This window comes from Streptococcus sp. HSISS3, from assembly GCF_000448605.1.
GTDB lineage: Bacteria > Bacillota > Bacilli > Lactobacillales > Streptococcaceae > Streptococcus > Streptococcus raffinosi.
In genome coordinates, this window is sequence record NZ_CM002130.1 from 1,655,954 (window position 1) to 1,667,266 (window position 11,313).

An 11,313-nucleotide genomic window follows, 5' to 3' on the forward strand; every position below is an offset into this window, starting at 1 on the left:
AAATATATTTCTTATAATCTATGCTGGTGCATAATTTATATAACTAGATTTTAACAATAAGACTGCCCCATGTCAAACCCCCACCAAAACCTGATAGTAGAATTGTTTGACCGCTGCCTAATTTAAGGGTCCCATTTGCTACGTTTTCAGAAAGCAAAATCGGGATACTTGCCGCACTGGTATTACCATAAGACATCATGTTTGCCAAGAATTTGTCACGACTAACATCAATTTTCTTAGCCATAATATCTAAAATACGAATATTGGCTTGATGAAGAAGGAAGTAATCCGGTTCACCTTTTTCTTCAACCAATGTTTTGATGCTCTTTGAAACAGTCTTCACTGCAAAGTCAAAAATTGCTTTTCCATCCATTTTCATGTATGGGTTAGACTGTTCAGTTTGAGCAGAATAAGGTGAGATTACCGCCGAAGCTCCTGACTCCAGACCACCCTTGCTACCATCGGTATTTAGGGACTCTCCAAAGAAATGTTCTTCATCAGATTCTTCTAGGAGGACACCCCCTGCACCATCTCCAAAGAGAACAGCTGTAGTACGATCAGACCAATCCAAAGTTTTGGAAAGAACCTCTGCTCCAATAACGAGACCCTTTTTGTAGACACCCGAACGAATCAATTTTTCAGCAGTTGCCAAAGCAAAGACAAAACCACTACAAGCTGCAGTAATATCAAAGGCAAAAGCATTGACCGCTCCGATTATTCCTTGAACACGCGCTGCCACCGATGGCATCGAACTATCTGGTGAAATCGTTGCAACTAAAACAAAGTCCAAATCTTCAGGAGATACTCCTGACTTTTCTAATAGCTGTTGAGCAACATGAGTAGCCAAATCACTCGTATTCTCGGTCAATGAGATGCGACGTTCTTGGATACCTGTGCGTGTACGAATCCACTCATCACTGGTATCCATGATTTTTGATAGGTCATCATTGGTCACGACCTGAGCAGGTGCATAATGGGCAACCTGACTAATTTTTGCAAATGCCATTATTTCAACTCCTCAAGAAAGGCGTGGAGATTTTCCAATCCCTTGCTCATAACCTTCAATTCCTCGTCATTAAAGCCATCTGTAATCTTCATCACCATTGACTTATGGAAACGACGATGAAGACGGTATACTAGACGACCCTTTTTAGAAAGTGACAAATGAACCACACGTCGGTCAACAGATGAACGCGTACGGATAATATACCCTTTCTTTTCTAGTTTATTGAGAGAAGTTGTCACAGTACCTAGAGTTAGCATAAGTTCTTTAGCCACAGCACTCGGTGTTGTATCTGGATGTGTACCGATCACATCAATGGTATGCATTTCCTTGAGGGAAACATCATTAAATTTTGAATTTTTCAAACTTGCTTCTTCGATAATAACCACGTTATTAAAAATATCAACAAGATAGCCATCAATTTTATCGTAATTCACACCAGACTCCTTTCAATAAACTTTGACTTTCAAATTATATCAGACTCAAACTAATTTAGCAAGTCGAATTAGAAAACCTTAGTTTTAATTTCAGAAAATGAGTTTATTTTCCTTGAAACTTCGGACGACGACGTTCACTATAAGCACGAACACCTTCCTTGAAATCTTCTGTAAATGCAAGTGATTTCTGCAAATCAAGCTCTAACTTGGCATAATTTTCCCAACCTGCAAATTCAGATTCCCAAACCATTTCTTTAATTGCCTTAAATGAGTTTACTGAAGAACGATTTAATTTCTTAATTAATTGGCTGACAGTTTTTTCAAGTTTTTCTGATTCAACAACTTTATAAGCAATTCCCCAATCTAAAGCTTTGTCAGCAGACACAGGTTCTCCAGTCATCGTAATTTGAGTAGCACGGTTAATACCGATTGAACGTGTCAAAAGGTAGAGACCTCCAGCGTCAGGTGCCAAACCAACACCTACAAAAGCTTGGATAAATTTAGCTTTATCAGATGCAATCGTAAAGTCTGCTGCAACAGCTAAGTTAGCTGCAGCACCTGCACATGGTCCATCAACTACCATGATGACTGGCTTAGGCAATTTTTTAAGAGCAAAAGAAATTTCATTTACCTGCTCAGCAATACGAACCAAAGATTGGACATCATCTACGGCAACCGCTTTTTGCATTTGATCAAGATCACCACCAACAGAAAAGACCTTTCCGTTAGCCTTAATAACCAAGAACTTCACTGAGGCATCCTGACCAGCTTCCTCAATGGCAGCCATAATTTCATCACAAACAGGGATATTAAACCCATTTTGAACTTCTGGACGATTGAGCGTCAAAGTTGCCACTCCCTCTTCGACACTATAAAGAATTGTTTCGTAAGCCATTTTTAGCATTCCTCCGATAACTAGTTCCTATATAAAAACCGCATGTTATTTGACTTTTTTGTCATATTTTATTTGATGAATAGATAATTTGATAATCAAATCATTCACCATTATTTTCTAGTATACCATAGTCAACATAAAGGTCAACATAAACTTAAGTTTTTTGGTTAATATACCAAAAAACCGAGCATTAAAACTCGGTGCTTTCTTTCACTTCAATAAATCTAAAACATCTTTAAGACTGTCTAATAAGCCATTTGCATCTTCTTGATTCATGCCGAAACGATTATCTTTAATCGCCCAAACCTCAACACCTGCAGCAACCCCAGCAGCAATTCCCTTTTCACTATCCTCGATAATGAGAGCTTTATTAGCTTCCACTCCTAATTGCTTCAAAGCGGTTAAATAAATCTCCGGATTGGGTTTACTTTCTTTGAATTCTTCTCCCGAGAGCACCACATCAAAGAAACCTTGCAAATGGTTTTCTTCCAAAGCTCTTAGGATATCTGCTTTCACCGAGCTAGAGGCTAAACCGATTTTTAACCCTCGAGATTTGACTTCATTCAAAACCTTTAAAACATCAGGAAAAATCAATTTTTTATAAGGTAGGGGATGATTTTTCTTATATGAGTTGTACTCTTCCTGTAGAGTTGCGACATCCCATTTATCATAATCATTTCTTAAAATATTCTCCCAAACCCGTTTGGTGTTACCTCCTATAAAGAAAGATGGAGGTAAATGGTCTATAGATATTCCCTTTTGGTTTAAAAAGCTAGCTCGTCGATCATAATAATACTTTTCCGTGTCAAAAAGGACACCATCCATATCAAAAATAATTGCCTCAACCACTGGAATTTCTCCTTTTTTATTTTATTGTACCATAATCAAAGTAAATCGTACTGGCTTTAAAAACAATGTGACAAATTGTCAGAATTTTGCTATAATTGTAGAGTAATTTAAATTTTTTGGAGAACATATGAAAGTCATCAAATTCGGTGGAAGCTCACTCGCTTCAGCCACACAATTAGAAAAAGTCTTAAACATTGTAAAATCTGATCCTGAACGTCGTTTCGTCGTTGTTTCCGCACCTGGTAAACGAAACGATGAAGATACTAAAGTAACAGACGCTTTGATTAAATACTACAAACACTATACAAAAGGAGCTGATGTTAAATCTGATCAGGAATGGATTATTAATCGCTACCAAGCTATGGTGGATGAATTAGGTTTTAAATCAGCAGAAATGGCTAAAATTGCCAAATCGATTACTGATCTCGCTACGCTTCCCATTGATAATAACGATTTTCTCTATGATACTTTTCTAGCAGCCGGTGAAGACAATAATGCTAAACTTGTTGCTGAGTATTTCCGTAATAATGGTATTGAGGCACGTTATGTGCATCCTCGCCAAGCCGGTATCTTTGTCTCAAACGAACCAGGAAATGCCCGTATTCTTCCAGGAGCCTATGATAAACTAGAAGAACTCCGTGAATCAGATGAGGTGCTTGTTATTCCTGGGTTCTTTGGTGTTACCACTGACAATCAAATCTGTACCTTCTCACGTGGAGGTTCTGATATCACTGGTTCTATCGTTGCGGCTGGGGTTAAAGCAGACCTTTATGAAAACTTCACTGATGTAGACGGTATTTTTGCTGCCCACCCTGGTGTGGTTCACGAGCCTCATTCGATTCCAGAATTGACCTACAAGGAAATGCGTGAGTTGGCATATGCTGGTTTCTCAGTCTTGCATGATGAAGCTCTTCTTCCTGCTTACCGTGGTAAAATTCCATTGGTTATCAAAAACACTAACAATCCTGAGCACCCAGGTACACGTATTATTCTAGAACACAAGGGTGCAACTGTACCTGTTGTAGGTATCGCCAGCGATGATAAATTTGTTAGCATTAACATGACTAAGTATCTTATGAACCGTGAAGTAGGTTTTGGTCGTAAGGTACTTCAAATCTTGGAAGATTTAAATATTCGTTGGGAACACATGCCTTCTGGAATTGATGACCTCTCAGTCATTATTCGTGAACGTGAACTCACCCCTATTAAAGAACAAGAAATCTACTCATACTTGACTCGTGAACTAGGTGTTGATGATGTAGAATTTGAACACGGCCTTTCTATTCTTATGATTGTAGGTGAGAATATGCGAGATCATATTGGTGTTACAGCAACAGCTGCCAAGGCACTTTCTGAAAAACACATTAACCTAGAAATGATTTCTCAAGGGTCTAGTGAGGTTTCTGTTATGTTTGTTATTGATACTGTGCAAGAAAAAGAAGCCGTTAGAGCACTTTATGATGCCTTCTTCCGTAATAAAGACTAATTTTCTACCAGTTTAACAAAAAGCTCCAAGGGCTGAATAAGTGTAGCAATAACTGTATGATACAGTAGCTAATTGTTCAAGATGAGGTTGAGGTATAAATCTTTCAAAGTAACTTTCCCTTTATCTACAGGTTTAAACAGAACTATGAGCCCCTTTGAAATTTAAAGGAGTGATACAGAATAATCTGAGTACGATTATTCTGTATCACTCCTTTTTCTTATAGGCACGGACATGCTCCCCTTTAGATAAAATAAGATTCACTTAGCGAATTAGTTTATCAACTGTTCCCATATAACAAGAAACGAATAAAAGTAAAACTAAAAGGACTCGGTCCTCTATAATACAGAACCAAATCCTTTGCTTAAATAAATTGTCTAACTTTTTGAGGTTAGTACATATTAACTCTTCTTTAGTTACAAGATATTTTCGTAAGTTTCACGAACATCATCTGGCCAAACTGACGTTTGTACCTCACCGATATGTTTTTTACGAAGTAAGAACATAGCCATACGTGATTGACCGATACCACCACCAATTGTAAGTGGGAAAAGACCATGTAACAAGGCTTGGTGCCAATCTAATTTCAAACGATCTTGGTCGCCAGTGATTTCAACCTGACGTTTAAGAGCATCCTCATCCACACGAATACCCATAGATGACAACTCAAAAGCGTGACCCAACTGTTCATTCCAAACCAAGATATCTCCATTCAAGCCATGGTAACCCTTTTCTGACTCAGTAGTCCAATCGTCATAGTCAGGTGCACGACCATCATGTGGTTTGCCATCAGGAAGAACACCACCAATACCAATCAAGAATACAGCACCGTACTCCTTAGTAATAGCATCTTCACGCTCTTTCGGTGTCAAATCAGGATACTTCTCAACAAGTTCTTCTGAGTGGATGAAGGTGATTTTCTTAGGCAAAATGGCTTCAATATCGTAACGTGCTTCAACTGCGAGCTCAGTCAAACGGATGACCTTATAAATAGTTTCAACAGTTTCTTTCAAGTAAGCAATATTACGGTGTCCATCGGGAATAACCTTTTCCCAGTCCCATTGGTCAACATAAACAGAGTGCGTTGCATCCAACGAATCTTCATCTGGACGAAGAGCTTTCATATTAACTACAAGCCCCTCACCTTCATTAAAACCAAAACGAGCCAATGTATGGCGTTTCCATTTTGCTAATGAGTGAACAACTTCGTATGTAGCGTCTGGGATTTGAAGCACATTAACAGTTACAGGATTTTCAATACCGTTCAAATTATCCTGCATACCATCCCCGACCTTGCTTAAAATAGGCCCTTGCACTTCGATGACGTCAAGTTTATCAATCAAATACTGTGTAAAAGTATTTTTAACAAAAGAAATCTCCTTTTGTTGATGAATGAAGCTCTTTTTCATACGCTCCTCCTTTAAAAAATCGATAGTCCTATTATACTCCTATTTATTGGAAAAATAAAGAAATTTTCCAACAATTTGGAAAATTTCTTGTTTTTTATGTTAGGTTTTATTACATTTTCCTTGTCAACTTCACGACGGCCTCTGTTCGAGCAGTATGAGGGAACATGTCTACCGACTGGATGTAATTTACTTCATAAGCCTGAGTTAAAGAAACAAGATCTCTGGATAACGTAGAGACATTACATGAAACGTATACCATCTTCTCTGGTGCATACTCTAAGATAGTCTGAAGTAACTTATCATCAAGACCTGTTCTAGGTGGATCTACAATAAGAGCATCTGCTCGATACCCTTCCTTGTACCATCGTGGAATAATATCCTCAGCTTTACCGACTTCATAGTGATAATTCTCTAACCCAAGTGCTTCAGCATTCTTCCGTGCATCGTCAATAGCTTCTGGAATAATGTCCATACCTCGAATGTCCTTAACTTTATTTGCAAAAGCAAGACCAATAGTACCAACACCGCAATAGGCATCAATAAGATTGTCATTTTTGTCCACATCCAAAGCCTTAACTGCCTGACCATAGAGTACTTCTGTTTGCTGTGGATTTAACTGATAGAAGGCACGGGGAGAGAGTTCAAAACTATAATCAAGTACCTCTTCTCTAATTGTATCCTGTCCCCAAATAATTTCTGTCTCCTGTCCATAAATCTCACTAGATTTCGAATAATTATAATTGATAGCAATGGTTACGATTTCAGGGTAGATTGCAGTTAACTCCTTGACCAACTTAGCGAAAGAAACCGATTTAGAGGTGACAAAGATTAACTGTACCTGATTAGACCCTAAGGCACGTCGAATCATTACCGTCCTAATACCAGAAATTTTACGTTCATCATAAATCGGTAGCTTGTACTTATCCAATAAAACTACCACTTGGTTCACAATAGCCTGTGTTAGCTTATCTTGTACGACGCAATTGTTGATATTAATGAGACGATGGCTTCCCTCAGCAAATAAACCAGCTTTAACTGAGCCACCACCAAATGAACGTGTTTGAAATTGTAATTTGGCACGGTAATGCCGAGGTTCCTTCATTCCTATTGTTGGACGAATATCATAAGACTCAAAATGTTCTGGTTTAAACTTCTTCAAAGCTTGTCCTAACAGATCTGTTTTAAACTCCAATTGCTTATCATAACGAAGGTGCATTAACTGGCAACCACCACATTCTTTATAGACGCCACATTCTGGCTCTACACGAAACTTAGAAGGTTTATTAATCTTCAATAATTTGGCTTGAACAAAGTTCCTTCTAACAGAAATAACCTGACAGAACACCTCTTCACCCTTCAAAGCCCCAGGGACAAAGACCAGAGTTTTCTTATAAAACCCAATACCTTCACCATTGATTCCCATACGTTTAATCTTAAGCGGGATTCGCTGTTTCACTTGTAAATTCATACTACCATTCTAACATTTTGATATAATAATAACTATGAAAATCACAAAAATCGAGAAGAAAAAAAGACTCTATTTCCTTGAGATAGACCAAAAAGAAAGTCTGTATGTTACTGAAGACACTATCGTCAAATACATGCTAACTAAAGGCATGACTATTGACAAAAAACAACTAGAAGATATTAAGATTTTTGCCCAATTTTCACACGGTAAAAACCTTGCTCTCTATTATATTTCCTTCAAACAACGAACCGAGAAAGAAGTAAAAGATTATCTGTTTAAACATGATATCAATCCACACATAATCCCAAAAATCATTACTAATCTTAAAAAAGACCATTGGATAGATGATTACAAACTACTAGAGAGTCTAGCCCAACAGAATCTTAACTCAGGCGATAAGGGGGCTTATGTCCTTAAACAAAAGTGGCGACAAAAAGGTTGCGACAAACAAGTTATTGACGATATTTTAATCCAATTTGATTTTTCAGAAGTAGCAATGAAAGTAGCAGAAAAACTATTACGAAAATATCAAGGAAAATTACCGGCAAAAGCGCTCAAAGATAAATTGACTCAGAGCCTCATCAACAAAGGATTCTCATTTCAAGAAAGTAAGCTTGCTATCAATCAATTAGAATTGGAACCAGATGAAGAAACTGAGCAAGCCTTGCTATATAAGGAAATAGATAAACAATATAACAAATTTAGCAAAAAATATAATGGATATGAACTAAAACAACGTTTGACTCAATCTTTAGCTCGTAAAGGCTATGATTTTGATGCTATAGCATCTGCTCTTAGAGAATATTTATAGGAATTCCCCCTCTTTTTACAAAATTATGATACAATAATGGGGATAACCTTTATTGTAGAAAGAGGACGCCATGAAATTACCAAAGGAAGGCGACTTTATCACAATTCAAAGTTATAAGCATGATGGTAGTTTGCACCGTACTTGGCGCGATACTATGGTACTAAAGACAACTGAGAATGCTGTTATTGGCGTTAACGACCATACCCTCGTTACTGAAGCAGACGGGAGGAGATGGGTTACACGTGAACCTGCTATTGTTTATTTCCACAAAAAATACTGGTTTAATATTATAGCCATGATTAGGGATAACGGCATTTCCTACTACTGCAATTTAGCCAGTCCATATGTTTTGGATCAAGAAGCTCTAAAATATATTGACTATGACCTAGACGTCAAAGTCTTTGCTGATGGTGAAAAAAAATTGCTGGATGTAGATGAGTATGAAACCCATAAAAAAGAAATGCATTACTCTCACGACATTGACTATATCTTAAAGGAACATGTTAAAATCTTGGTAGACTGGATTAACAATGGAAAGGGTCCATTTTCACAATCTTATGTTAACATCTGGTACAAACGTTATCTTGAACTAAGGAATCGTTAAAGTTGTCATAAAAAAGACTAGTAAATTATCACTAGTCTTTTTTTGTACTATAAACTAAACCATCAATATCTAAATCCATATTCAAAGTATAATGCCCCTCTTCCACTTGGATAATATATCCCAGTATTTCTAAAGCATCGACAAAGATGTTCCTCCTCTTTTGAAGCAAAACATCTTTCCTAACAAATTTCAGAAGAAAAGTTGTTACGTACTTCAAAAAATACTCCGGATTGACATCTCCTAATAAATTATATAACCTATTCTGTTCTTCCGAAAATGGTAAATTTTCTCTTAACTTATAAAAATAATTAGAAATTGTATTATCATCTCTCGTTATACTGGTGTACTCTTGAATAATAACATCATTAGTAGAATTCAAAACTTTAGTCCTAAAACGACGACCTATTAATTCTTGATAAAGAGAAGTGGCATCATCAATAAATAAATGCTGATCCAAATCAACTGTAGAAACATCAGAAAAAAACTAATTAATAAAGAATATCGTTTATTAGAACGTTCAATATAGTTTGCCTTCACAAATTCTTCTATCAAACGGTCTATATTTTCCTGAGAAGAAAACTCTTTTTTTATCTCCCGTAATGTTACAGGCTGATTTAAATATAGAAAATTAATCAAATCAATAAAAAATGGTTGTTTGGATAATTTGTCTGGGTTAAATTGTTTTATCATAGAAAGTATTATACCATTATTCAGATTACAAAAAAAGGCCTAAAGGCCTATTTTTTAAGCATTAAAGCTTTCAGTTAATTGAGGTACTACTTGTTTTTTACGTGAGACAGCTCCCTCAAGGAAAGCATGGTTATTTTCAAGAACAAAATCAAAAGCTTTCTCAACCCTATCAGGATTAGAACCAAGGGCAAGAATCTCTGAATTTGAATTAAGAATATCAGTGATCATCAAAACAAAATCAGAATAACCATTATCCTTGATTGAAGTATTAATAGCTGCTTCAATTTCTTCTTGACGAGAAAGAACATCAGCAATATCAACTGTATTAACTTGAGCAACACGAACTTTATTACCATTCAACTCAAAAGTTTTAGCATCAATATCAATAAGTACTTCAGCAGACTTGGAAGAAAGATTAGTACCAGCTTTTAACATTGCAAGACCATATTCTTCCAAATTAACACCAGCAATTTCAGCAAGATCAGCTGCAACTGCAGGATCTGTAGCGTGAGTAGTTGGAGATTTGAGAAGAAGAGTGTCAGAAATTAAACCAGACAAGAGCAAACCGGCAACTTCTTTAGGAACTTCAACATTATTTTCTTTAAACATACGATAAACAATTGAAGAAGCAGAACCAACAGGTTCGAGACGCATCATTAAAGGATTAGCCGTTTCAAAATTAGCTACACGATGGTGATCGACTACTTCAATAATTTGAACATCCTTAATATCAGAAATTGATTGTTGAAACTCATTGTGGTCAGTAAGAATAGCTTGATTAACACCCTCTTCCTGTGCTGAATTAACAACACGAGGAGCCTTAACGCCGAAATAGTCAAGAACAAAAGCAGTTTCCTCATTTGGAGCACCCAAAGCAACTGCCTCAGCGTCAACACCAAGCTGACGTTTCAAATAAGCATAACCATAAGAAGACCCAATAGCATCAGAATCAGGATTTTGATGACCAAAAACAAATACTTTAGACATAAATTCACCTCAAAAATAATATTATAAATCATTATAACATATAAAAAAAGAAACAAAATAAAAAGAGTAACATAAGCTACTCAAAACATAGTCCGTACGGGATTCGAACCCGTGTTACCGCCGTGAAAAGGCGGTGTCTTAACCCCTTGACCAACGGACCATATCAAATGCCGGCTACATGACTTGAACACGCGACCCTCTGATTACAAATCAGATGCTCTACCAACTGAGCTAAGCCGGCTATCTCTTTTATGCGGGTGAAGGGACTTGAACCCCCACGCCGTTAAGCGCCAGATCCTAAATCTGGTGCGTCTGCCAATTCCGCCACACCCGCATATATGACCCGTACTGGGCTCGAACCAGTGACCCATTGATTAAAAGTCAATTGCTCTACCAACTGAGCTAACGAGTCTCAAATATTTCTACTTGAACGGTCCCGACGGGAATCGAACCCGCGATCTTCGCCGTGACAGGGCGACGTGATAACCGCTACACCACGGGACCTATGGGAGTTAACGGGATCGAACCGCTGACCCTCTGCTTGTAAGGCAGATGCTCTCCCAGCTGAGCTAAACTCCCTCTTGGTCGTTTAACTCAGCCAACGGTCAGAAACTTCGTTTCTCTTATCCGCCGATTGAAATCTCGATTGCCTCTCAATTCCAACTAAGCTAAACTCC

Annotated in this window: 10 protein-coding genes, 6 tRNA genes and 1 pseudogene; 3 read left to right on the forward strand and 14 right to left on the reverse strand. The window is 37.4% G+C overall.

Annotated features, from left to right (window positions below; genetic code table 11):
* Positions 1–43 precede the first annotated feature (43 nt).
* The 4 genes from HSISS3_RS07760 to HSISS3_RS07775 all read right to left on the reverse strand — a co-directional run bounded on the left by HSISS3_RS07760 (position 44) and on the right by HSISS3_RS07775 (position 3,184).
* Positions 44–1,006 (reverse strand): beta-ketoacyl-ACP synthase III, encoded by a 963-nt coding sequence (locus tag HSISS3_RS07760; protein WP_021145997.1) that lies wholly within the window; start codon positions 1,004–1,006, stop codon positions 44–46.
* Positions 1,006–1,440, reverse strand: coding sequence for a fatty acid biosynthesis transcriptional regulator FabT (locus HSISS3_RS07765; protein ID WP_004184037.1), 435 nt, complete (start codon positions 1,438–1,440; stop codon positions 1,006–1,008). Before HSISS3_RS07765 ends, HSISS3_RS07760 begins: the two co-directional genes overlap by 1 nt.
* 103 nt (positions 1,441–1,543) lie before the next feature.
* Positions 1,544–2,335, reverse strand: coding sequence for an enoyl-CoA hydratase (locus HSISS3_RS07770; protein WP_021152290.1), 792 nt, complete (start codon positions 2,333–2,335; stop codon positions 1,544–1,546).
* 210 nt (positions 2,336–2,545) lie between these two features.
* Positions 2,546–3,184, reverse strand: a complete 639-nt coding sequence (locus HSISS3_RS07775) for an HAD family hydrolase (RefSeq protein WP_042771934.1) — start codon at positions 3,182–3,184, stop codon at positions 2,546–2,548.
* A gap of 127 nt (positions 3,185–3,311) precedes the next feature.
* Here HSISS3_RS07775 and HSISS3_RS07780 point away from each other — a divergent pair, with 127 nt between their 5' ends.
* Complete coding sequence (locus HSISS3_RS07780) at positions 3,312–4,670, forward strand: aspartate kinase (protein WP_021146000.1); 1,359 nt, start codon at positions 3,312–3,314, stop codon at positions 4,668–4,670.
* 413 nt (positions 4,671–5,083) lie between these two features.
* On the opposite strand, the gene asnA is transcribed toward HSISS3_RS07780, so the two are convergent.
* Together asnA and rlmD are read right to left on the reverse strand one after the other, a co-directional pair.
* Entirely contained in the window at positions 5,084–6,076 is a 993-nt protein-coding gene (gene asnA, locus HSISS3_RS07785; RefSeq protein ID WP_004184045.1) for an aspartate--ammonia ligase, read from the reverse strand.
* A gap of 109 nt (positions 6,077–6,185) precedes the next feature.
* Positions 6,186–7,544 (reverse strand): 23S rRNA (uracil(1939)-C(5))-methyltransferase RlmD, encoded by a 1,359-nt coding sequence (gene rlmD, locus HSISS3_RS07790; RefSeq protein WP_042771936.1) that lies wholly within the window; start codon positions 7,542–7,544, stop codon positions 6,186–6,188.
* A 34-nt stretch (positions 7,545–7,578) separates the two neighbouring features.
* Here rlmD and recX point away from each other — a divergent pair, with 34 nt between their 5' ends.
* Together recX and HSISS3_RS07800 are read left to right on the forward strand one after the other, a co-directional pair.
* Entirely contained in the window at positions 7,579–8,355 is a 777-nt protein-coding gene (recX, locus tag HSISS3_RS07795) for a recombination regulator RecX (protein WP_021152293.1), read from the forward strand.
* A 70-nt stretch (positions 8,356–8,425) separates the two neighbouring features.
* Positions 8,426–8,959, forward strand: coding sequence for a nucleoside tri-diphosphate phosphatase (locus tag HSISS3_RS07800; RefSeq protein ID WP_004184049.1), 534 nt, complete (start codon positions 8,426–8,428; stop codon positions 8,957–8,959).
* Positions 8,960–8,990: 31 nt separating this feature from the next.
* Here HSISS3_RS07800 and HSISS3_RS07805 read toward each other — a convergent pair.
* From HSISS3_RS07805 to HSISS3_RS07840, 8 genes and pseudogenes are all read right to left on the reverse strand, one after another.
* Positions 8,991–9,649 (reverse strand): annotated as a pseudogene (locus HSISS3_RS07805) (DUF1803 domain-containing protein).
* 54 nt (positions 9,650–9,703) lie between these two features.
* Positions 9,704–10,636, reverse strand: a complete 933-nt coding sequence (locus HSISS3_RS07810) for a manganese-dependent inorganic pyrophosphatase (protein ID WP_021152294.1) — start codon at positions 10,634–10,636, stop codon at positions 9,704–9,706.
* Between the two features lie 88 nt (positions 10,637–10,724).
* Positions 10,725–10,796, reverse strand: a tRNA-Glu gene (locus HSISS3_RS07815).
* An 8-nt stretch (positions 10,797–10,804) separates the two neighbouring features.
* Positions 10,805–10,877, reverse strand: a tRNA-Thr gene (locus HSISS3_RS07820).
* Between the two features lie 11 nt (positions 10,878–10,888).
* A tRNA-Leu gene (locus HSISS3_RS07825) sits at positions 10,889–10,970 on the reverse strand.
* Between the two features lie 5 nt (positions 10,971–10,975).
* Positions 10,976–11,048, reverse strand: a tRNA-Lys gene (locus HSISS3_RS07830).
* Between the two features lie 19 nt (positions 11,049–11,067).
* Positions 11,068–11,140: transfer RNA gene (locus tag HSISS3_RS07835), tRNA-Asp, on the reverse strand.
* A gap of 2 nt (positions 11,141–11,142) precedes the next feature.
* Positions 11,143–11,215 (reverse strand) — tRNA-Val (locus HSISS3_RS07840).
* Positions 11,216–11,313: the final 98 nt, after the last annotated feature.

Bases quoted from the DNA above. Each gene is read 5' to 3' on its own strand.
- HSISS3_RS07810 (WP_021152294.1), bottom strand. From the start codon at position 10,636: ATGTCTAAAGTATTTGTTTTTGGTCATCAAAATCCTGATTCTGATGCT.
- HSISS3_RS07780 (WP_021146000.1), top strand. From the start codon at position 3,312: ATGAAAGTCATCAAATTCGGTGGAAGCTCACTCGCTTCAGCCACACAA.
- asnA (WP_004184045.1), bottom strand. From the start codon at position 6,076: ATGAAAAAGAGCTTCATTCATCAACAAAAGGAGATTTCTTTTGTTAAA.
- HSISS3_RS07770 (WP_021152290.1), bottom strand. From the start codon at position 2,335: ATGGCTTACGAAACAATTCTTTATAGTGTCGAAGAGGGAGTGGCAACT.
- HSISS3_RS07760 (WP_021145997.1), bottom strand. From the start codon at position 1,006: ATGGCATTTGCAAAAATTAGTCAGGTTGCCCATTATGCACCTGCTCAG.
- rlmD (WP_042771936.1), bottom strand. From the start codon at position 7,544: ATGAATTTACAAGTGAAACAGCGAATCCCGCTTAAGATTAAACGTATG.
- HSISS3_RS07800 (WP_004184049.1), top strand. From the start codon at position 8,426: ATGAAATTACCAAAGGAAGGCGACTTTATCACAATTCAAAGTTATAAG.
- recX (WP_021152293.1), top strand. From the start codon at position 7,579: ATGAAAATCACAAAAATCGAGAAGAAAAAAAGACTCTATTTCCTTGAG.